This window comes from Confluentibacter sediminis (assembly GCF_003258355.1).
In the GTDB taxonomy this organism is placed as follows: domain Bacteria; phylum Bacteroidota; class Bacteroidia; order Flavobacteriales; family Flavobacteriaceae; genus Confluentibacter; species Confluentibacter sediminis.
Genome location: NZ_QKPO01000013.1, coordinates 142,927 through 165,340 on the forward strand (window position 1 = coordinate 142,927; position 22,414 = coordinate 165,340).

17 protein-coding genes are annotated in these 22,414 nt (G+C 36.4%); 10 read left to right on the plus strand and 7 right to left on the minus strand.

Annotated features, from left to right (window positions below):
- The first annotated feature begins 28 nt into the window (after nt 1-28).
- The 7 genes from DKT72_RS12730 to DKT72_RS12760 all read left to right on the plus strand — a co-directional run bounded on the left by DKT72_RS12730 (nt 29) and on the right by DKT72_RS12760 (nt 10,569).
- A complete protein-coding gene (locus DKT72_RS12730; protein ID WP_111309123.1) occupies nt 29-2,278 on the plus strand; it encodes an outer membrane protein assembly factor BamB family protein in 2,250 nt (749 codons plus the stop codon).
- 101 nt (nt 2,279-2,379) lie between these two features.
- Complete coding sequence (locus DKT72_RS12735; RefSeq protein ID WP_111309124.1) at nt 2,380-3,597, plus strand: cupin domain-containing protein; 1,218 nt, start codon at nt 2,380-2,382, stop codon at nt 3,595-3,597.
- An 18-nt stretch (nt 3,598-3,615) separates the two neighbouring features.
- Nucleotides 3,616-4,773, plus strand: coding sequence for an alpha/beta hydrolase-fold protein (locus DKT72_RS12740; RefSeq protein ID WP_111309125.1), 1,158 nt, complete (start codon nt 3,616-3,618; stop codon nt 4,771-4,773).
- A 49-nt stretch (nt 4,774-4,822) separates the two neighbouring features.
- Entirely contained in the window at nt 4,823-6,466 is a 1,644-nt protein-coding gene (locus DKT72_RS12745; protein WP_111309126.1) for a hypothetical protein, read from the plus strand.
- Nucleotides 6,467-6,498: 32 nt separating this feature from the next.
- Nucleotides 6,499-8,151, plus strand: coding sequence for a hypothetical protein (locus DKT72_RS12750; RefSeq protein ID WP_111309127.1), 1,653 nt, complete (start codon nt 6,499-6,501; stop codon nt 8,149-8,151).
- A 20-nt stretch (nt 8,152-8,171) separates the two neighbouring features.
- Nucleotides 8,172-9,089 (plus strand): RraA family protein, encoded by a 918-nt coding sequence (locus DKT72_RS12755; protein ID WP_111309128.1) that lies wholly within the window; start codon nt 8,172-8,174, stop codon nt 9,087-9,089.
- A 49-nt stretch (nt 9,090-9,138) separates the two neighbouring features.
- The gene (locus tag DKT72_RS12760; RefSeq protein WP_111309129.1) at nt 9,139-10,569 is read left to right on the plus strand and encodes a sialate O-acetylesterase; all 1,431 of its coding nucleotides are present in this window, start codon (nt 9,139-9,141) and stop codon (nt 10,567-10,569) included.
- A 76-nt stretch (nt 10,570-10,645) separates the two neighbouring features.
- On the opposite strand, the gene DKT72_RS12765 is transcribed toward DKT72_RS12760, so the two are convergent.
- The gene (locus tag DKT72_RS12765) at nt 10,646-11,626 is read right to left on the minus strand and encodes an SMP-30/gluconolactonase/LRE family protein (RefSeq protein ID WP_111309130.1); all 981 of its coding nucleotides are present in this window, start codon (nt 11,624-11,626) and stop codon (nt 10,646-10,648) included.
- A gap of 26 nt (nt 11,627-11,652) precedes the next feature.
- Entirely contained in the window at nt 11,653-13,590 is a 1,938-nt protein-coding gene (locus DKT72_RS12770; RefSeq protein ID WP_111309131.1) for an SMP-30/gluconolactonase/LRE family protein, read from the minus strand.
- Between the two features lie 218 nt (nt 13,591-13,808).
- Between DKT72_RS12770 and DKT72_RS12775 the strand changes: the two genes are divergently transcribed.
- Entirely contained in the window at nt 13,809-14,408 is a 600-nt protein-coding gene (locus DKT72_RS12775; protein ID WP_111309132.1) for a 3-keto-disaccharide hydrolase, read from the plus strand.
- A 90-nt stretch (nt 14,409-14,498) separates the two neighbouring features.
- Here DKT72_RS12775 and DKT72_RS12780 read toward each other — a convergent pair whose 3' ends face one another.
- The 3 genes from DKT72_RS12780 to DKT72_RS12790 all read right to left on the minus strand — a co-directional run bounded on the left by DKT72_RS12780 (nt 14,499) and on the right by DKT72_RS12790 (nt 17,981).
- Entirely contained in the window at nt 14,499-15,782 is a 1,284-nt protein-coding gene (locus DKT72_RS12780) for a mandelate racemase/muconate lactonizing enzyme family protein (RefSeq protein WP_111309133.1), read from the minus strand.
- Nucleotides 15,783-15,857: 75 nt separating this feature from the next.
- Nucleotides 15,858-16,802: an RraA family protein gene (locus tag DKT72_RS12785; RefSeq protein WP_111309134.1), complete on the minus strand. Its 945-nt coding sequence runs from the start codon at nt 16,800-16,802 to the stop codon at nt 15,858-15,860.
- Between the two features lie 45 nt (nt 16,803-16,847).
- Entirely contained in the window at nt 16,848-17,981 is a 1,134-nt protein-coding gene (locus DKT72_RS12790; RefSeq protein ID WP_111309135.1) for a bile acid:sodium symporter family protein, read from the minus strand.
- A gap of 334 nt (nt 17,982-18,315) precedes the next feature.
- Here DKT72_RS12790 and DKT72_RS12795 point away from each other — a divergent pair, with 334 nt between their 5' ends.
- On the plus strand, nt 18,316-19,308 hold the full coding sequence (locus tag DKT72_RS12795; RefSeq protein ID WP_111309136.1) for a 2-hydroxyacid dehydrogenase: 993 nt from the start codon (nt 18,316-18,318) through the stop codon (nt 19,306-19,308).
- A 103-nt stretch (nt 19,309-19,411) separates the two neighbouring features.
- The gene (locus DKT72_RS12800; RefSeq protein WP_111309137.1) at nt 19,412-21,370 is read left to right on the plus strand and encodes a sialate O-acetylesterase; all 1,959 of its coding nucleotides are present in this window, start codon (nt 19,412-19,414) and stop codon (nt 21,368-21,370) included.
- Between the two features lie 109 nt (nt 21,371-21,479).
- On the opposite strand, the gene DKT72_RS12805 is transcribed toward DKT72_RS12800, so the two are convergent.
- Together DKT72_RS12805 and DKT72_RS12810 are read right to left on the minus strand one after the other, a co-directional pair.
- Entirely contained in the window at nt 21,480-21,698 is a 219-nt protein-coding gene (locus DKT72_RS12805) for a hypothetical protein (protein WP_111309138.1), read from the minus strand.
- A gap of 20 nt (nt 21,699-21,718) precedes the next feature.
- Nucleotides 21,719-22,216: a DinB family protein gene (locus DKT72_RS12810; protein ID WP_111309139.1), complete on the minus strand. Its 498-nt coding sequence runs from the start codon at nt 22,214-22,216 to the stop codon at nt 21,719-21,721.
- Nucleotides 22,217-22,414: the final 198 nt, after the last annotated feature.

A 22,414-nucleotide genomic window follows, 5' to 3' on the forward strand; every position in this document is an offset into this window, starting at 1 on the left:
TTCACCACAATTTTAATGATAATTTTATATGCACGCCAAAAAAAAACCAACTAAGTTAACCACCACGTTTATTGCATTATTATGTATCTCTTTATTAGTAAGTTGCAATAAAGACAATACAATTATTAAACATTCAACATGGACTCATTATGCAGGAAGTCCTGACCAATCTAAATACTTTGATGGTTCTGAAATTACTAAAGAAAATGTCAATCAACTAGAAGTCGCTTGGAGCTATCCTTCAGAAGGTGGCTTCAATAATTTTAGCCCTATTATAGTAGATACGACCATGTATGTTTTAGGAAAAGGCAATTCTCTTGTAGCTTTGAATGTTAAAACAGGAAAAGAAATCTGGATTCATGCCAATTTAAGAGGATTGACAAGAAAAGGTATTAATTACTGGGAAAGTAAAGATAAAAAAGACAAAAGATTAATCTTTACACTTAATAATTCACTACAAGCTATAGATGCAGTTACAGGGAAATCTATTTTAACTTTTGGTGATGATGGATATACAGATTTAAGACAAGGTCTAGATCGCGAGCCAAGTTCAATAAGAAGAGTACAAGCCATGATGCCTGGCGTAATTATTGATGATTTGGTCATTTTAGGTTCGGCGCCTGGTGAGGGTTATTTTTCAGCACCTGGTTATGTAAGAGCTTATAGTGCTATTACTGGTAAATTAGTATGGACCTTTCACACCATACCGCATCCAGGAGAGTTTGGTTATGATACGTGGCCTAAAGACGCCTATAAGTATATAGGCGGTGTAAATGTTTGGAGCGAAATGTCGGCAGATGTTGAAAGAGGTATTGTGTACCTGTCCCTAGGATCTCCTACTTTTGATTATTATGGCGGCGATCGTATTGGAAGTAATCTATTTGGAAACTCTTTAGTGGCTCTAGATGTTAAAACAGGCAAACGTCTTTGGCATTTCCAAACGGTACATCATGACCTTTGGGATTATGATCTTTCTCCTGCTCCCCAATTAATAACTATAAACAAAGACGGCAAAAAAATTGATGCTGTAGCATCGGCGACTAAGCATGGTTATCTGTTCGTTTTTGATCGTGTAACCGGTGAACCTGTTTTCCCGATTGAGGAAAAACCTTTTCCTGCAAGTGATGTGCCTGGTGAAGAAGCATGGCCGACACAGCCTATTCCTACTTTGCCTAGTTTTATGAGGCACGAAGTAACAAAAGAAAACATAAACCCTTATTTATCAGATAGTATTAAACAAATGTGGTATAAAAGACTTGATGCTGCCAAAACTGCACAATTTACTCCTCCTTCAGATAAATATGAAACGATTATTTTACCTGGTCCTCTAGGTGGTGCAAATTATGGAAATACAGCAAGTAATCCTGAAAAAGGCTTGGTTTTCGTCATGTCGCAAGAACATCCATCTATTTACCAATTAAGTAAAGTAGAGCCTCCAAAAGTTGATATTTCTGCTGATGAAGCAAAGAGAGCAAAAACCATGTACGACAATACCTGTAAAACTTGTCATGGACCGAATATGGAAGGTGGTGTGGGCCCAACTCTTAAAAATATGCCACAACACATTTTTTATGATGAATTTAAAAACATTGTTTTAAATGGTCGCGGACAAATGCCAGGCTTTGTACATGTTGATGAAGCTATGTTAGCGAGTCTTTATCGTTTTATGGGGGGAAATCCTAGAAGTTTTAACTTTAATAGAAGAGGAAATGAAGAAGAAACAACACTAGAAGGTCCTGTTGTTGCTTCTGGAGGCGTAAAAATGAGAGAAGACGAAAAGAGAGTCGCCCCCATGTTGGATTATCCTGAGGGTGTAGAACATCCTGAAAATAGATACACAACTGGTTATGGGTTAGAGTGGGAATCACTGATGTCTCCACCATGGTCTTACATTGTAGCTTACGATTTAAATAAAGGTGAAATAAGATGGAAACAACCTATAGGGGAAGACTATGAATTCGTTAATGGAGATAAAAGCAAAGGTGCCGTAATAGGTGCACAACGTAAAAGTATGGTTGTAACCTCAACAGGCATTTTATTTGCTACTGGAAAAGGAGGAAAATTATATGCTTTCGATCAAGAAACAGGTAAGATATTATGGGAAACTACTTTAAGTAATGAATCTGTTGCCGTACCAGCCATGTATACATTAGATGGCAAACAATATTTAGTTATTAATGCAACAGGTACTTTTGCACGTGATAGTTTTGACCACTCAAAAGAACCAGGAGCATTACCAAAAGGTTATGTAGTGTATGCCCTTCCTGATAATAAGTAATTATTAATCAGAAGAGTAAAAGTTTTGTTTCCCTTATTTTTTTTAAATTTATGGGAAACTAATTTTTTTAAAATTATAAGCCAATTAAACCAATAAAAAACATGAAACAATTTATCACCTTATTACTAGCTATTGCAACTATACAAGCTACGTCTCAAACTATTAAAGAACGTATAGTTCATAATGATGCTTCCAAATACAGAGAACTTTCAGCTGTCCATGCTGGTGCGGGAACTATGGGTTTTACACAGTTAATAGGTCGGAATGACTTATCTACAAATTTCCTATACCTACATTCAGGCATTATTAATCCTAAATCTGGTATTGGACATCATTTTCATCATAATATAGAGGAAATGTATGTCATCTTAAATGGTGAAGCTGAGTTTACAATCAATGGACATACGTCTAAAATAAAAGGACCTGCTATTGTTCCATGTAAAATGGGTGATGCGCATGCTATTTACAATACGTCTGGAGAGCCTCTTAAATGGTTAAATTTTGCTGTTAGCCTCAATAAAGGAAAAGCAGATAATTTTGATTTAGGAGACACCCGTGTAGGAGCAAAATTAGATCCTATTCCTGTTTTTGTATCAGGTCGATTGGAAAAAGAGCAAGCAAAAGCAAATACACGTTTATATTCTGGAGATGGTGTACTCTCTCGTAGATTATTTGGTCCGGAAGTATTCACTACCAATTGGAACCATGTTGACCACCTCATTATTCCAGCCGGTAAATCTACAGACGAAAGACAACTCTTGGGTTATGAAGAAGTTTATTTTGTTATTAAAGGTTCTGGAACTATTTCAATAAATGGAGATAAAGCCAATATAACATCAGACGATGCTTTCTCTGGTAAACTAGCTGAAAAAGTAACTTTATCAAACAATGGCAACGAAGATTTAGAATTACTTGTTATTGGAATTGCAGCTTCAAAAGAAATTGGTTTAGGTATTAAAAGCCCTACTGCAGAATCAAAAGTGATGGCTTTACAAATGGATTTTGTAGTTCCGAAAGAAAATTTTGAAGCTTTTGAAAAAATGTATGCTACTATATATGTTCCTGCATTGAGCGTTCAACAAGGATTTCTAGGTGCAAAATTATTTAAAATTTTTCCTGATGAAACAGCTAAAAAAATTCAAGCAGAACCAACAGAATACAATTATCAAATTCAATTCTCTTTTGATAGCGAAGAAAACAGACAAAAATGGGTAGCTAGTAAAGAACACGTAGATGTGGCTTGGCCTGCTTGTGCAGCCCTTGTAACTAAATACAAATGGCGTGGTTATGATGTAAAGGGTGATAACAACAAACGATAACATCTTAATTTAATTCAAATGATTGTTAATCGTAACTACTTTTACTCATTATTGCTTCTACTAAGCTTTTCATTTAGTGATTTAATTGCTCAAGTCCCAGAGCATGCAAAACCTGCAACTACTAACATTAATCAAAACGGTTGTCCTTGTATTTTTCAGGACAACCGTGTTCTTTTTACTGTAAATGCTCCTGAAGCCACAAAAGTACAGTTAGATCTTGGTCAACTTTATGATATGAGTAAGAATGATAAAGGTGTTTGGTCAGTTATAACCAATCCACAAGTACCTGGATTCCATTATTATTCTTTAGTCATTGATGGCTATAAGTTTGCTGACCCTGCTAGTGAATCATTTTACGGCACTGGTAGAATGGCCAGTGCTATTGATATTCCAGAAGATGGTGTCGACTTTTATAATATAAAAGATGTGCCTCATGGCGATATTCGTTCTCAGGTATATTTCTCTAAAACTACAGGAACATGGCGTAACATCAATATTTACACGCCTCCTGGATATGATAAAAATCCAAACAAAGATTATCCTGTTTTATACATTCAGCATGGTGGTGGTGAAGATGAACGTGGTTGGGCTGTTCAAGGAAAAACCAATTTTATTCTTGATAATTTAATAGCTGAAGGCAAAGCAACACCTATGATTGTAGCCATCCCTAACGGAAATGCCACTAAACCTGGTGTGAATGCCAGAGGTTATAATGATGAAGCGATGGCTGTTTTTAAAGAAGAACTTTTTGAAAACATCATCCCTTTTGTAGAAAATAATTATAGAGTAAAGTCGAATGCAGCAAATAGAGCTATCTCTGGATTATCCATGGGTGGTGGTCAATCATTTTTTACTGGACTCCGAAACACGGATGTTTTTGATTATGTTGGCGTTTTTAGTACGGGACTATTTGGTGGTATTAGAGAACAAGCATCTTTTAATGCAGAAGCAGTGATTCCTGGGATATTAACAAACCCAAAGTCTTTTAATGACAATCTTAAGTTGTTTTATATCTCTGTTGGCGAACAAGACAATAGAATAGATCCTACTAAAAAAATGGTTGAAACCTTTAAAAATAAAGGGCTACATGTTGAGTTTGCATCCTTCCCTGGAGACCATGAATGGCAAGTTTGGAGAAAATCACTCCATGATTTTGCTCAAAGGCTTTTTAAATAAAATAAACACCAGATACTTCTGGTAACTAATAACTAAACTAAAACTCATAATGAAAACTAAGATTTCTTGGATTATTCTGTTGCCCCTATTTGCCAATATTCTGTCCATTAATGCGCAAGACATACCTCCTACTACCTCCTTAGTATACCCAGGTATTGATGGCAGACTAGTTTATGTGGCCGACAGCCTAGGCAACAAAATTCCCGATTTTTCAAACGCAGGTTATAAAGGAGGAGGCGTACCTATTCCCACAGTTGCCATTAAAGCAACTATTTGGCCAGTTTTAGGTGATAATGCTGAAAATATTCAAAAAGCAATTGACAGTGTTTCGGCAATGCCACAAGATGCTTACGGATTTAGAGGAGCCATATTGATTAAAATGGGATTTTATAGAATTGAAAAACCCATTTATATTAAAGCTTCAGGTGTCGTTTTACGCGGTGAAGGCATGGGTGATACTGGTACCATTCTTTATGGCATTTTACCTCCTCCAGATCCAAATGCTACCGGCAGGCAACGTTTCGCAAGACCTGCCTTTATAAACATAGGGGCGGAAAATGGAGCGGAAGTGCTAGAAAACAGTAAGCAAGTAATTACTGATGATTATGTTCCTTTTGGTGCTGTTAGTTTTAATGTGAAGTCTGCCAAAGGTCTAAAAAAAGGAGATAAAGTAATGGTTAGACGTTTTGGTAATGAAGACTGGGTTAAAGCATTGAACATGAAGGATGAAATAGCCAACAGCAGACCATGGAAATTTGACATCAATTACGACCGTGAAATTATTAATATAAATGGCAACACTATTACGGTAGATGCTCCCATTTTTACGGCCATCGATGTACGTTGGGGAGGTGGTGAACTATTAAAATACAATGAGAAACGTATTGAAAATGTAGGTATTGAGAATCTACGAGGCATCTCGGATTACGATCCAACCGTACGTACCACAACCTATGGGAATATGGATCGTGACAAATTGGGAAAAGAAAATCAATATCAAGGAGATGAATATTACTCCGATGAAAATCATTATTCTAATTTTATCAGCTTCGACAATATTAAAAATGCATGGGTACGGAATGTGTCTGCTTTACATTTTGTCTATAGTGCTGTCATAGCTAATGGTGGAGCTAAATGGATTACGGTTCAGGATTGCCAGTCCTTAGAACCCGTTTCGGTACGAGCAGGTGGCCGACGATTTACCTTTAAAATGAATGGTCAACTTTGTCTGGTTCAACGCTGCTTGTCATATAAAGGGCGTCACTCTTTTGCAGGGGAAAGTTCCACTGCAAGTGGCAACGTATTTCTGGAATGTAAAGCTATCTATCCCTACTCAACGAGTGAGCCTCATGGATATTGGGTAAATGGTATACTATATGACAATGTCCAAGCGCCATTAACTGCCCGATACTGGGACTTTATAATGGGCTGGGCTGGGGCTAATACAGTCTTCTGGAACTGTGAAGGTGATTTCCTTATTCAAGGTCCCCCTACAGCTCAAAATTACTCTTTTGGACACATTGGTGTAAATGCAGTGGTCTTTAATACGGCATTAATGGATTTAACTAAGCCAAATGGCCATGTAGAATCCATGGATAAGCATGTAACTCCAAAGAGTTTATACCTCACCCAACTTAAAGAACGATTGGGAATGGAAGCAGTCAATAACATCTTGTTAAATGCAGGCCTATAGACTATATAATATTGATAATTAAAAATGACCATATGAAATTTTATAATGCCATTGTTTTACTTTTTTTAGGAAGTTTTTCAATCATAAATTCTCTATGTGCGCAAGATATCCCTCCTACAACTTCAATGGTTTATCCTGGTATTGATGGTAAATTGGTGTATGTTGCCGATAGCCTTGGTAATAAAATACCAGATTTTTCCAACGCTGGTTACAAAGGTGGTGGCAAACCAATACCTACTGTTTCTATAAAGGCAACCATTTGGCCTGTTTTAGGTGATAATTCTGAAAGCATTCAGAAGATAATAGACAGTGTATCTGCTCTAGCACCTGACAACAATGGTTTTAGAGGAACCATTCTTTTAAAAATGGGTCATTATAGTTTAGACAAACCATTATACATAAAAGCTTCTGGAGTTGTTCTTCGTGGAGAAGGCATGGGTGATACTGGAACCATTCTTTTTGGTAAAATTCCCGTACAAACTACCCAAGGTGGTGGCCGTGGTTTTAGAAGACCTGCATTAATAAATATTGAAGGAGACAACAAAGTAACTCCTCAGGAAGATACAAAACAAGATATTACCACTGATTATGTACCAGTGGGTGGCGTAAGCTTTAATGTAAAAACCGCAAAAACCTTTAAAGCAGGTGATAAAATTATCGTAAGACGTTTTGGAAATCAAGAATGGATTAAAAAACTTGGTTTAGATAGTGCTACCATTGGTAGAAACAGATGGCGGCCTTTCAATATAGATTATGATAGAACAATTGTCAATGTAAATGGTAATACCATTACTATTGATGCTCCTATTTTCTGTGCTATTGAAACCCCTTGGGGCGGTGGTGCCATTTATAAATACAGTGATGAACGTATTGAGCAAATTGGTATTGAAAACCTTCGTGGAATTTCAGAATACGACCCTTCTGTCCGCACAACAGTGTATGGCAATATGGACCGTGATAAGTTAGATCCAAAATATCAATATCAAGGCAATGAATATTATTCAGATGAAAATCATTATTCCAATTTCATAAATATTACCAATGCAAAAAATGTTTGGGTACGGAATATGAGTGCCCTTCATTTTGTTAGTAGTGTTGTTCAAGCAAATGCAGGTACAAAATATATTACAGTACAAGATTGTCAATCTATAGAACCCGTTTCTCAAAGATGGGGCGGCAGACGATTTACCTTCCAAATGAATGGGCAATTCTGTTTAGTACAAAGATGTTTATCTCAAAAAGGAAGACACTCGTTCGTGTTACAAAACCATGAAGCTAGTGGCAATGTATATTTAGAATGCACAGCTGTGAACCCCTATTCTTCCAGTGAACCACACAACCATTGGGTAAACGGTGTTTTATATGATAATGTGAAAGCACCGCTTACGGCAAGGTTTTGGGATTATATTATTGGATGGGCCGGTGCTAATATTGTGTTTTGGAACTGTGAAGGAGACTTCTTGATTCAAAGCCCACCAACGGCTCAAAACTACTCTTTTGGACATATTGGTGTGAATGCCGTTGTATTTAATGGCGCTTTGCAGGATTTAACGAAACCAAATGGTCATGTAGAATCCATGGACAAACATGTGACACCTAAAAGTTTATATTTAACACAACTTAAAGAGCGTTTAGGAATGGATGCTGTAAATTATACATTGACAAAAGCAAGTGATAATAATTAAAATATCTTAATATAAAAACCATGAAATTATTTAGTGCTATTATTTTATTTACCCTGAGTTTTGCTAGCCAATTGCATGCTCAAACTATTACAAAAGAAGACATGTTATTTCTTACCTCTGAATGGAAAGGAGAACGTTTTGATGATGGTAGACCTAAAATTCCAGATGATTTATTGGAAAGAGCCAAAAACATTATGATTGATGATGCGTGGACGGTTTTGAGAAATGAAGGCTACGTAAACCAATATGCTGGCGATTGGAAAACAGTAAATAATAATACTATGACGGGGCGAGCTGTAACCGCCATGTACATGCCGAGTCGTCCTGATGTAGAAAAAAACATTAAAGAAAGAGGTGCTGCCCAAGGAAGAAAAGGCAACACCAATGCTTGGCCAATAGATATCTTATCCAAAGGCGATCTTTATGTTGCCGATGCCTATGGAAAAATAAGTGGAGGTCCTATTATGGGTGCGACATTAGCCAATTCCATTTATAGTAAGTCTGGTAACGGGGTCGTATTTAATGGTGCTTCAAGAGATTTGCAAGAAATACAAAACATTGAAGGTTTTAATGCCTTTGTTCGTGATTTCCATCCGTCATTTACCGAAAACATGGTTCTTATGGGACTGAATACTCCGATTCGCATTGGAGAAGTTATGGTACTTCCTGGAGATTTAGTCATTGCCACTAGAGAAGGGGTTCTTTTTGTTCCTGCTCATATGGCTGAACAAGTAGTAAGCACTTCTGAATTTGTGACCAGAAAAGACCAATTTGGCTTTGAAATGGTTAAAACAGGTAAATACAGTACTGGGGAAATAGACAGTCAATGGACTGATAAAATTAAAGTCGATTTTTTAGAGTATCTAAAAAACCATCCAGAACTAGGCACTATGACACGTGCAGAACTCGATAAAGTAATGAGTAAAAGAACATGGTAATCGGTTAACGATTACCATGTTTTATGTTGAATCTAAACGGAATAGATACATGAGAAAACTTTTATTAACCATTTTATGTATAGCAAATCTTTTATTGGCATTTAAAACAAATGCACAGATTAGGCTACCTTCCATTATAAGTGATAATATGGTATTGCAGCAAAACTCTGAAGCAACCCTTTGGGGTTGGTCGGGCGCTAGTGAACGCTTTGTTATTATGTCTTCCTGGAAAGAAGAGGTCGATACGGTACAAGCCTCCAATATTGGAAAATGGAAAGCGAAAATTAAAACACCTTCTGCTGGTGGGCCCTATACCATAACCTTAAAAAGTATGAATAGGTTCAGGCCAACACCGAGTATTGTGCTAGAAAATATTATGATAGGAGAAGTATGGTTACTTTCTGGCCAGTCCAATATGGCTATGAGTAATAATAACCAAATTAAAGAGATACTCCCAAACTCAGCAAATAATAAGATGCGTTTCTTCCATGTGGATGAAAGAGCGTCAGAACATCCACAAGATTATGCCATCGGTGAATGGGTTGCCTGCAATGAACAAACCCTCAAAAGTTTCAGTGCAGCGGGTTATTTTTTTGGGAAGAAAATTCAGGAAGATTTGGGTGACATCCCAATTGGTTTAATTCAGTCTACTTGGTCTGGAACACCTATAGAACTTTGGGAGCCGGAATCCGTTATAAATTCTGACCCCATTATGAAAAAAGCAGCGAGTGAAATTGTTGTAAAAACCCATAGACCTCATCAACCGGGATACCTTTACAATGCCATGATTTATCCTATTTCAAATTATAGCATTAAAGGTGCGCTTTGGTACCAAGGAGAAAGCAATACACCAAGAGCTTATGCTTATGAAAACATGCTGAATGGCATGATTGGCGCCTGGCGTGAAGCCTTCCAGAATGATTTTCCATTCTACTACGTGCAGATTGCCCCATGGAAATATGAGACGTCTTTGTATGAAGGTGCTTTACTCCAAGAAGCACAGTCCAAATCTCTTTCATTCCCCAAAACAGGCATGGTGGTAATTACCGACTTAGTTGATGATGTGACCAACCTGCATCCACAAAACAAAAAGGATGTTGGGGAACGCCTAGCAATATTGGCTTTAGCCGATACCTATGGAAAGGATATTCCCGTATATACGAGTCCTAGATTGAAGAATATGGAAGTGACTAAAGGGAAAATTAATTTATTTTTTGAAAATGCACCTAATGGATTTATCACCAAAAATGGTGGCAAGCCTACTGAATTTATGATAGCCGGAAGTGATAAAACATTCTTGCCTGCTGATGTAAAACTAATAAAAGATAGAATAATTGTTTCCCATAAAAACATTAAAGAGCCGGTAGCTGTTAGGTTTTCATTTAGAAACGAAGGCATGTCCAATGTATTAAGTAAAGAAGGTTTTCCAATTGTACCTTTTAGGACTGACACTTGGGATATTTCAGAAAAAATGAAATAAAAGTAAATAGTTAAAAAAAGAAAGTGCCACATATTTAACTATGGGACACTTTCTTTTTTATTAAAACATTGAATAATTATTTCATATTGACCCTAAACACATAATTGGTTGCTGTTATAAACAGTGTTTTTTCGTCTGGTGTGAATGCTAGATTAGCCACACTTAACCTATTAAATTTAATTCTACCTATAAGCTTAGCATCTTTTGTGAATATCCAAACACCATCTGGTCCTGTAGCAAACACATTCCCTGATTTATCAATTTTTAATCCGTCGCATCCCCCCATACCTTTTTCCTTAGCCATGTTATAAAACACACGCTTGTTTTTTAAGTTGCCATCTTTATCAATGTCATACAAAAACCATCCTTTATCAGGTCCATCTGTACTAGCAACAATCATCGTTTTTTTATCAGGAAAAATGGCGAGACCATTTGGTTGACCAATGGCATCATCCATAAGAGCGACTTTACCACTTTTGTCCATTTTATAAACGCCTTGAAAAGAAAGTTCTTTTTTAGGGTCAGTCGCACCACCTTCAAAACCATAGGCAGGATCTGTAAAATACAAATCACCTTTATCAGACATAATAAGATCATTAGGACTATTAAGTCTTTTGCCATCGTATGCTCCAGCCACTGTTACATAACTTTCTTTAGGAGCAGTAATAGGCGCATCCATTTTAGCTACTCTCCTATCTCCATGTTGACAAATTAACAACTCTCCTTTTTTATTAAGCCAAAGTCCGTTAGAACCCATAAAACCTCCCCTTACTGTAGCATCGGTATAACCCGATGGTTTTAAATACACTTCTTTTCCTTTCGCTTCCGTCCATTTATAAATGGTATTTGCTGGGACGTCTGAAAACAAAAGCATTTTTTCTTTTTCTACCCATAATGGGCCTTCCGTAAATTGACAACCATCTACAATTTTTTCAACTTTAGCATCCTTTTTTATAATGCTATTCATTTCTTCTGAAATGAATTCAATAGTGCCCATATCTTGAGCTGAAACAGTCCATGCCAAAGCAAACAGACTTAACGATATTAATTTTCTCATTTAATTTTAGTTTATAGTTTAGTTCCTTATAGATAATTGATATATCCTTCCTTATTCGTCTTGATTTTAAACACCTTAGTATAACTTACAATGTATAGTGTTTTCATATCATCATCACCAAAGCAAAGGCTTACAGGAAAAGACGGTAAATTAATCATCCCTACATATACGCCTTTATTATTGAATATTTGGACACCGTAATATGTACAAACATATATGTTTCCTTCCTTATCAATAGCCATACCATCGGCACTAGAAGATTTTCCTTTTCTATCCAGTACATTTCCAGTTAAAAACAATTGTGCAAATTTACGACCATTGCTGATAGTACCATCCTCATTGACATCATAGGCCCAAATAAAATTGTCTTTTTCACTGCTAACAGGATACCAAGATTCATCGTCATAACAATTGTTAATATAAAGTGTTTTTCCATCAGGCGAAAGCAGTATTCCATTAGGCATAGCGAACTCGTTTGGTTCGGTAATTCTAGTTATTTTGCCTTCTGATGACACATAATAAACAGCTCTACCAGGTTGGGATTTTTCAGGTTCCATAGTAAATTGGGGATCGGTAAAATAGAAACCGCCTTTTGCATCTGTTATCACATCATTTGGACCATCAATGGATTTTCCATCATATTTATCAGCCAAAACCCTTAGTACTTTCCCCTCAGTTGTCATTTCAACAACACGATGACCAATCATATCGCAAACAATTAAGTTTCCATTTTTATAAGGATACAACCCATTTGCTTGCATCTTACCTTGAGTAATATTTTTATAATCACCACTTGGGTCTAACTCCACTATAGAACTTTTACTTGGGTCGGCATTCCAACTTTTGTCAAAATACATATTAGAAAAATACACTTTTCCATTCATCCATTTAGGTCCTTCACTAAACGTTAACGATGGTTCTGTTTTTGTTCCATCTATAAATAATTCCGGTTTCGCACCTTCTGGAATGATGTCATGATAAGCAGCTAAAGCTGCTCTTTCTTTTTCTGAATAATCTGCTCTGGCAGGCCAGAAAATGTCCAAGGCATCGCAACCAAGCTCACTAATATATGCACCATGAACCATATTTCCAGGCAAGCGAACCACATCATTTTCGCTCATGTGTGCTTTGCCATCTAAGATGATTTCATCACACTCCCCTCGCATTACAAACATCATTTGCTCTTCAGGATGGATGTGATGGGGAAATGTAGAACCTGGATCCATTGAAATGAAACTTAATTGTGTATTTCTTCCTGAAATTAACCTTGAGTGTGCACCATCTGCCAATTTGGTTAACTGAAAATCATATAAATCATAAACTTTATTGGGCTCTATATTTGGAGTTTGGGTATTCTTAACATCCATAATCTCATTTGGCAAATTATCAATTCCCAATTTTTGAAGATAATCCAATCGCAACGGACTAGAAACTTCAAGAAGTTTAGCTCCAGAAGCACCCGCTATTACACCACTTTTAGTGCCTTTTTGTAAATAAACAAATTCAGTTTTGGGTGTACCACTGTGAGCCCCATCGGCATCTTCTCTTTTCACATTAACCAGTGTGTTCGATTTTCCTTCTATTAATTGGTTTATAGAACCTTCTTGTACAAACACAAAATGATCTGACGACAAAACGTCTTCTGGGATTTTTGAATTCGGTGCCATTTCTATGACACTAACCATGGTACCAGTACCCCAGAAAATCTTGGCTTTTACTCCTGGATAAAGTTCTAGACTGTCAACGTTATTAAGATTTTTAACCTTCCCCGCTTCAAGATTGGAATCGATTCCGTTATTTGGTAATTCGGAAAGTTCCCTAACTGTTAAACTGTGTTCACTTATAAGTTGAGTATTTCTTTCTTGCCATTCTGGTACATTTGATTGTTTACATTGTACCATTGCCAAAATCGCAATGAGAAATAAAAGGCTCTGAAATGTTTTTTTTATTAATCTGTGGCTCATAAATTTAGTTGGTTTTGTTAAGATGATAAAAATAGTTATTTATGATAAATACATTTCTTAAAAAAATATAAATTCTTAAAAAAACATTATCAATATTTTTAAATCCTAAGCAAAGGATGGTAATAAAAGTTAAAATTTCCAAAAACAATACAATCCCATTTCTTATGTATAAAAAATACTTATATTAGATTACAACTAAAAATTTTAAATAAACGACAATGAACATTACTAATTTTATTAAAAAAACAAGATTACATCTTTTAACCCTAGCCGTTCTATGCTTAAATAGTTCATGCAAAAGCTCACAAAAATTATTTCAAGAAAACGCTAGTAATTGGGAAAAAAACGGCAATGCTACTTGGGAGTTTTCAGATGGTGTACTATCAGGAAGTATTACCAGAGGCAACAGTTTTGTCGTTACCAATGAAAAATATGATAATTATATATTGGAGATGGAATTTTATCCTGATGATGCTATAAATTCTGGTGTATATATACATTGTGGTGAGAAAGTTTTCAATACAGAAAAATGTTATGAAGTAAATATTTCTGACAATAATGCAACACCAGCTAATAGAACGGGATCTATAGTACCCATAGGAGCTCAATTAACACCTGTTGAAACTGTTAATAAATGGAATAGCCTAAAGATTAAAGTGGATGGCAATCACTTTCAAGCTTGGACCAATGGTACGCTAACTGCGGATGCTACTGATGATAAATTATCAAATGGCTTTATTGCTTTACAAGCATTGGGAAATAACCAAACCAATGGTAAGGTTCAATTCAAAAACATTAAAATAACACCTTTAAAGTAATTTAGTTTTTATTACTAAATCTTCTAAAAATAAAAAACCTCTCAAGTAATTTGAGAGGTTTTTTTCTTGAATAATAATTACAGTTGAACGTTAATTATTTTCTTCAAAAAAAGGTGCATTACCTCTTTTATATTCTCTCATTGCTTCAATGTTAAGGTCGACACCAATACCTGGTTTGTTAGAAACTGTTACAAAACTGTCTTTTACCCAGTCACCTTCATCAAATATCACAATTTTTTTGTACATCTCATCAGTATGGAAATACGATTGCCATTCCATTAAATGGAAGTTAGGTACAGAAGCACACACATGTGCACAAGCCATAGCTCCTAAGAATGATGCCACCATATGAGGAGAAAATGGTACGTAGTATAAATTAGCTAAGTTAGCAATACGTTGACCTTCTCCTAAGCCACCACATTTTTGTAAATCAGGCATTACCACATCTACACCATTATCCAATAACTGTTTGAAACCATATCCAAGATACACGTTTTCACCTGCAGCTATTGGTGTATTAGTTTCTTCTGTAAGTGTTTTAAAGGCATCAAAATTCTCTGCTGGAATCGGTTCTTCTAACCATGTTAGGTTAAGAGGTTCCACTTTTTTAGCAATAGCTTGTGCCGTTACGTGATCATAACGCCCATGCATATCAACACAAAGATCTATTTTAGGACCAACGGCCTGACGCACTGCCGCAAGCTGGTCGTACATCCTTGATATTTCCCCAGGACTAGCCGTCCAATTATAACGGTCATATTTATCTGGATCTCCAGCATAATCTAAATCGAATTTCAACGCATTGAATCCCCAGTTTTTGATAGCCTCTTGACCAGCCTTAGCAAAATCTTCCGGTTTTGGGAACCGAACACGGTAAAGTGCTGTATCACAATAAACCCTTACCTTATCCCTGAATTTACCTCCAAGCAATTGATAAACGGGCAAATCTAATGCTTTACCTGATAAATCCCATAGTGCCGTTTCTATGGCAGAAAGTACAGCTACGTACATCCCTGATTGTCCACCGCCAAAATGCCCTCCTCTTCTAATATCTTCAAAAATTTTATGAACATTAAATGGACTTTGTCCTCTCAACCTACGTCCAAATCCTAAAGCAAGGCTTTCAGCTCCTCTTATGGCATCAACGCCTTCTCCACAACCATATATCCCTTGGTCACTATGTATTTTAACGAAAAGACTTCCTCCGATAATGCCGCATTGGACATCAGTAATCTTTATAGAAGATGGTGCAGACAGTTTAGGTTGATCGTCGATCTTGTTTGTGTAAGTTGTTCCAAAAGTTGCTAAAGGTGCCAACGAAGCGGCCATAGCAGTTTTGGTAATAAAGGCTCTACGTGAGTTTGAATTTGCCATTTTAATTAATTTTTAATTTAGTTGTTTTTATTTAGACTTAGTTATTTTGGTTTCGTTTAAATTCAAGCAAAACTTTTACCAGGTTCTTTCTTTTAATAATTCTTGAATCTGTTCTTTAGGCACAGGAAGTTCGTCTATATGGTCATTTAACCATTTAGAGAAATCCTTTTCAATATCATCAGCCCAACGTCCATCTATTTGACCCGCCGTATAAACTCCTGATCTCAAACGCTCGTGTCCGAACATATCTCTAAGTCTAACAACTTCAGATGTTTTAACAATTTGCTCTGCTAAATGAGGCGGAATAAATACAACAACTCCCATTTTACCTAAAACAACATCACCAGGCATGACGGTTACTTGACGGATTAGGGTTGGTTTGTTAATACCCATAATCATGGTATTTGGATTTCTTCCCGGATTGTGATATGAAGGATCATAACTTGTATAATAAGACGTAAAGCCTCCTATTTCCTGTAATCCTTCAACATCTCTAAGCGCTCCATCATACACAACACCATTACCACTTTTGGCATAAATGGCATTACCAACATTATCTCCAATAGTAGGTCCATCAACTTTGGCTCCAAATTGATTGACAACATATACATCTCCTTTAGATAACATATCTATTGGCCAAGAGTTTTGAGCCCTCCACCCTTTCTTTTTTCCAACAGAATCAATAGCTTTCCAAACATCAACACGACCTGGCATAAAAATGGTAGTAAATGCACGACCAACTAATACACTATCTGGATTTATAACTTTCCAATCTTCTGCTATTTGGTGAGCATATCCAGCATTTCTCATGGTTGCCCAAGCCTCTTCCACACTCACTTTTTTCATTCTTTTTAGAATATTGTCTGGAACTTTTGGCCTACCATCAGGAAATCGTTCTCCTTTCCATGATGGCGTTAAGGCTATTAATTCTTCTCTACTTATTTGTACTTCTTGAGCCCTAACTTGTTGCCCTATGGTAGCAACAATAATTACTAGTAATATTAGTTTTAGTTTTGACATGCTTAATAAAATTTAGTTTTGAATTATTTTAGTTTAGTTTTAGTTTTAATGTCTTTTAAATTCAACCTCCTCTGGTTGTTCCCCCTCTGGCTGACGACCATGCCACCAACTGGCAAGTACAGATCCCGTAATATTCATTAACGGTCCAAATACTGCTGGTGCCAAACCTAAGGTTGCTATCTTACCCATTTCCTTCGCGATACCAGAAGCTAGTCCAGCATTTTGCATACCCACTTCAATGGCTATGGTTCGGCAATCGCTTTCGGGCAATTTAAAAAGTCGGCCAGACCAATATCCTAGAGTATAGCCACACATATTATGAATTAATACCACGACTATTAAAATAGGGCCTATTGTTAATAAGCTATCTCTACCAGCCGCTGTTATAATAGTAAGAATCAATGCAATACCAAACATAGACAATACTGGCATCGCTTTATCCAGCCATTGTGATTTCCCACTTAATATTTTATTGAAAATCAATCCTGCACCAATCGGAATAATAATCATCTTAAAAATATCCCACATCATTTTGAACACATCTATTTCTACTAAAGAACCAGCTAAAAACTTCATTAAAAGCGGTGTTATAAATGGTGCCAATAATGTGGTTATAGACGTTACTGTTAGAGACAGTGCCAAATTAGCCTTTCCTAAATAACACATAACATTGGAGGCTAATCCACTTGGAGAACAACCTATTAAAATAATACCTGCAGCAATTTCAGGAGTTAAGTTTTCTGAAAAATTTCCTGATACTGTAGCCAAAGTAAATCCAATAAGCGGCATAATCATAAACTGCGCTAACACCCCTATAATCACACCTTTAGGCGTTTTAATCACTCCAGCAAAATCTTTAATACTCATAGACGTCCCCATACCAAACATAATGATTTGGATGAGTGGTGTTATTAGGTTACTTAATTTAAAGTCGCCCCACTGAAGAAAATATTCTGGGTGATATAGAGACAATCCTACGGTTCCAAAAATAACCATTGTAAAAGCGAGTCCACTTAGTACTTTACTGCCTTTAAAAGCAAAAGCAAGACTAATAAAAAACAGTAATAGTGGCCAACCAGCAGCAGCATCGTGAGATTGAACTACCATGTAGATGTAGGCGATTAAAAAAATAAGGGCTGAAATGTAAAAATACTTGTAAAAGTCTTTAGTTGATGGCATTCTTTAAAATTGGTTTAGTTGGTTAAATAAAAGCAAGGAATCCTTAAAAGACTCTCTAGCATTACAAAAAATAAATGAATAAATTAAAAACAAGAAACGTTTTAAAATTCTTAATTTATCCATTTATGTTTTCGAACATACAAATTATTTCCTTTTAAAAAAAAATTAAAGTCTTATTTTAAGAAATAATTTGCATTTCAAATTTCAAATAACGAAATCGATTTAGTTAGCTGTAATCTAAGCTAAAAGGTATCATTATAATTTACAAAACACCACTAAAAACAATTAAAATCCAAGAATAATTTTTAATTTAACATTTAATAAATTTCATAGCATGCAGAATAAAAAGATATTCATTTCCAAGCTTTTCCCTGAAATTGGAGCAGAACTATTAAAAAACGCAGGGTTTAACGTGACCTGTTGGAATGAAGATAGACCCATGACTCCAAACGAACTCATTGAAAGTGCCAAGTCCCACAATGCGTTATTTTGTGCTGGATCTGACCTCATTGATAAGCGTTTTTTAAACGCCTGTTCCCACCTAGACATTATTTCTCAATTTGCAGCTGGATATGATAATATTGATATTGCTGAAGCTACCAAGTTAGGCATCCCCATTGGTTATGCCCCCAACGCTATGAGTGAGGCTACTGCCGATGTGGCTTTTGGTTTAATGATTGCTACATCCAGAAAAATGTTTTATATGCACAAACAAATCATTGATGGCGCATGGAGCTATTTTAAACCGAAGGCAAATTTGGGCATGGAACTTAAAAATAAAACATTAGGGATTTATGGGTTAGGCCGAATAGGCATGGAAATGGCAAAGCGATGTAAAGGGGCTTATAATATGTCTATCATATACCATAATTCCAAACCAAATGAAATGGCTGAAAAGGAATTGAACGCCAGCTATGTTGATTTTGACCAGTTGCTATCCGAGAGTGACGTTATTTCCGTTCACTGTTCATTAAATGATAAAACGAAAGGTCTATTTAATAAAGACGCTTTCAATAAAATGAAACCTACATCTATATTTATTAATACCTCCCGGGGCATGGTTCATAATGAAACGGATTTAATGGAGGCCTTAAAAACCAATACGATTTGGGGAGCAGGATTGGATGTTACAAACCCAGAACCCATGGATTCAAATAATCCTCTGTTACATATGGAAAACGTATCAGTTTTACCACATATAGGCTCTGCTACTATAGGGGCTAGAAATGAGATGGCTCGATTGGCTGCAACAAACATCATCGCATTTTATACACATAAAACAATTCCACATGTTGTAAATCCTGAAGCTATTCAGATTAAAAAATAGTCGATTATACAGTATTTTAATTTTTTTTTAAACCATTAAAACAACTTGACAAAATTCAATTTAATAAATTGCATTCTTAAAAATATGAAACAATTATATTAAAATGAATCGTCTCCTAGTAGTAACATTACTCTTATTAACTTCAATTTCAACTTGTTTTGCCGATGTAAAACTTCCAAAACTTATCAGCGACGGCGTGGTACTGCAACGCGATACGAACATTCCTGTGTGGGGATGGGCTGCTCCCGGTGAAAAAATAAGGGTGACTTTCAAAGGAAAAACATATAAAGCGACTACTTCTGCCGAAGGTAACTGGACCATAACATTGCCTAAAATGAAAGCTGGTGGCCCTTTTACCATGAGTATTTCTGGTAATAACACCGTTGAAGTGAAAGATATTTTAATCGGTGATGTTTGGTTGTGTACAGGACAATCTAACATGGTTCATGAACTGGACATCCATGATGTGTTATATGCTGATGAGATTAAAAATGCCAACAACCCTAAGATACGACATTTTAAAATCCCGACAACCACGAGTATTTCAGGCCCTCAAGAAGATTTAGATGGAGGTGAATGGTTAAAAGCCGTGGGCGAAGAAATCAGGCCTTTTTCTGCAGTCGCCTATTTTTTTGCCAAAAAGATTTATCAAAAATACCATATTCCCATTGGTTTAATTAATGCGAGCGTTGGGGGTACTCCTATAGAAGCTTGGACCCCTAAAGAAGGTTTTAAGAATTTCCCTGATATCTTAAAGATTATTGAAGAAGATAGAGACACCGCTTTTGTAAACAGCCAAATGCGAGCTGGAGGTTCCTTTAACCGCCCCCCTTCCAAACCTTCTGATAAAGGCCTAACAGGGAAACTGCCTTGGTATGATGTCAACTTTACTCCAAAAAAATGGAGACGCATTAATATCCCTGGCTATTGGGAAGACCAAGGCGCTAAAGATTTGAACGGGGTTGTTTGGTACCGAAGAGAGATAGAACTGCCCGAATCTATGGAAAACAAAGAGGCCAGGGTCTTTCTAGGTAGAATTGTTGATGCCGACGAACTGTATGTCAATGGTATAAAAGTTGGAGAAAAAACCTATCAATATCCACAAAGGAGATATCAAGTGCCTGCTAACTTATTAAAAGCTGGCAAGAACATCTTTGTTGTTAGGGTCACTAACACGAATGGAAAAGGCGGTTTTGTTCCAGATAAGCCTTATTATATTTTTACAGACAAAGATACGGTTGACCTAAAAGGATACTGGCAGTATAAAGTGGGCGAGGTATTTCCTCCCATGGATTTCTCTTCTTTTGCCAGAAGAAACAACAATGGGGAACCCAGACCTAGAAGAATCAATCCTCAAAATGAGCCCACATCTCTTTACAATGCCATGATAGCTCCCTATAAACAATTTCCCATGAAAGGCATTTTATGGTATCAAGGGGAAAGCAATACGGGGCAATCTAAAGTTTACGAAAGTTATATGCATGCTTTAATTGAAGGTTGGAGAACCGTCTTCAATCGTCCAGAGATTCCCGTTATCTATGCACAACTTCCTAATTTTATGGACATCTCTTATGTTCCTTCTGAAAGCAGTTGGGCAGAACTTAGGCAATCGCAATTAAAAGCGCTTTCTATACCTCATACGGCTATGACGGTGAATATTGATTTAGGCGAATGGAACGACATCCATCCAGATAATAAAAAAGATGTGGGAGAACGCATGGCTCTTGCAGCACTAAAGCTTGCTTACGGACAAGATCTTGTTTCTTCAGGCCCCTTATATAAAGATTATAAAACAGAAGGGAATAAAATAACCATCTCATTTTCCCATGTTGGAAGCGGATTGATTACCAGTGATGGGGAAGCATTAAGTGAATTTGCCATAGCCGGAGAAGACAAGACATTTGTTTGGGCGAACGCCACAATAGACGGTGACCATGTGGTGGTTTGGAGTGATGAGATTACCGAACCCAAATATGTGCGTTATGCTTGGGCCGATAATCCCGATAATCCCAATCTGTACAATAAAGAAGGCTTACCTGCCTCGCCTTTTGAAACTGAATAAGATATCTTAAAACACAATCGTATAAAAACCACAACGTCTCGTTGTGGTTTTTATTTTGATTTTAATCCAAGGGATTATGTTGAAAATGTTGTTTTTACTATCCAATAACTTAGAGCAATTCTTCACATAGAAAACCCTGATTCATTAAAACACTAGAAATGGCATCGCTTTGAATGGTGTCGGCTTCAACTCTTAGAATGTTATCACAATCTTCCAAATCAAAATTCCAATCCCCTTTTTCTGCTATCAAATTATTTAAAAGGGGCTGTACCATTCTAATATGATCTTTTTTAGAAATCGACGTTTTGAATACTAAAACCGTTTTCATTTTAAATGGCTTTTAATTACTTATCTTTCATAAAATGCTGGTGGCTCAACACCTAATGCACGTAAATACACATAGCCTTGTCCTCTGTGATGAATTTCATTGTCTATGAAGTATAATATCGAAGAGCAAACCGTACCTTCATATTGTCCAAATATTTTAATGCTTTTTTGGAACTGTTCAGGTTTGATTTGAATCCAATACGTATTGATTTCATCAGTTGCTTCATCCCATAGCTCCAGTATTTTTGCTTTTTTATTCCCATGCTCCACCTGTTCATTAAGTGGTGATGATACGCCCGTTGCAATTTCTTTAATCCCGGGTCCTGCTATCCCCAGAAGTTCCATGACCATATCTGAAAAGGGACGCATCCCTCCAATGGTATAGTTGAAAAAAGCCTCCTCAGGAAATGCTTCAATGACTCTGCGGGTTAACTTTCTATGCCCTTGCCAATGGTTTATAAGACCTGTTGGCGTAATAACTTGGGGTGATTCTGTGTCTTTTTTTAAACTGGTTTCCATAATTGTTGATTTTTAAATGATTTTTTATTCTGAATCAAAATTAAAATGGGCGTATGACAACCCTGTGTCAGTAGCAAAAAATTAATTTATTACTGACACAGGGTTGTCACAAACACCAGCTTATTTTGTAAAGTGATATTATTGTTATTCGTAACAAAATGAAACCTATTTTTAATTTATTCTTTTATTTGAAATCCT

Bases quoted from the DNA above. Each gene is read 5' to 3' on its own strand.
- DKT72_RS12730 (WP_111309123.1), top strand. From the start codon at position 29: ATGCACGCCAAAAAAAAACCAACTAAGTTAACCACCACGTTTATTGCA.
- DKT72_RS12735 (WP_111309124.1), top strand. From the start codon at position 2,380: ATGAAACAATTTATCACCTTATTACTAGCTATTGCAACTATACAAGCT.
- DKT72_RS12740 (WP_111309125.1), top strand. From the start codon at position 3,616: ATGATTGTTAATCGTAACTACTTTTACTCATTATTGCTTCTACTAAGC.
- DKT72_RS12745 (WP_111309126.1), top strand. From the start codon at position 4,823: ATGAAAACTAAGATTTCTTGGATTATTCTGTTGCCCCTATTTGCCAAT.
- DKT72_RS12750 (WP_111309127.1), top strand. From the start codon at position 6,499: ATGAAATTTTATAATGCCATTGTTTTACTTTTTTTAGGAAGTTTTTCA.
- DKT72_RS12755 (WP_111309128.1), top strand. From the start codon at position 8,172: ATGAAATTATTTAGTGCTATTATTTTATTTACCCTGAGTTTTGCTAGC.
- DKT72_RS12760 (WP_111309129.1), top strand. From the start codon at position 9,139: ATGAGAAAACTTTTATTAACCATTTTATGTATAGCAAATCTTTTATTG.
- DKT72_RS12765 (WP_111309130.1), bottom strand. From the start codon at position 11,626: ATGAGAAAATTAATATCGTTAAGTCTGTTTGCTTTGGCATGGACTGTT.
- DKT72_RS12770 (WP_111309131.1), bottom strand. From the start codon at position 13,590: ATGAGCCACAGATTAATAAAAAAAACATTTCAGAGCCTTTTATTTCTC.
- DKT72_RS12775 (WP_111309132.1), top strand. From the start codon at position 13,809: ATGAACATTACTAATTTTATTAAAAAAACAAGATTACATCTTTTAACC.
- DKT72_RS12780 (WP_111309133.1), bottom strand. From the start codon at position 15,782: ATGGCAAATTCAAACTCACGTAGAGCCTTTATTACCAAAACTGCTATG.
- DKT72_RS12785 (WP_111309134.1), bottom strand. From the start codon at position 16,802: ATGTCAAAACTAAAACTAATATTACTAGTAATTATTGTTGCTACCATA.
- DKT72_RS12790 (WP_111309135.1), bottom strand. From the start codon at position 17,981: ATGCCATCAACTAAAGACTTTTACAAGTATTTTTACATTTCAGCCCTT.
- DKT72_RS12795 (WP_111309136.1), top strand. From the start codon at position 18,316: ATGCAGAATAAAAAGATATTCATTTCCAAGCTTTTCCCTGAAATTGGA.
- DKT72_RS12800 (WP_111309137.1), top strand. From the start codon at position 19,412: ATGAATCGTCTCCTAGTAGTAACATTACTCTTATTAACTTCAATTTCA.
- DKT72_RS12805 (WP_111309138.1), bottom strand. From the start codon at position 21,698: ATGAAAACGGTTTTAGTATTCAAAACGTCGATTTCTAAAAAAGATCAT.
- DKT72_RS12810 (WP_111309139.1), bottom strand. From the start codon at position 22,216: ATGGAAACCAGTTTAAAAAAAGACACAGAATCACCCCAAGTTATTACG.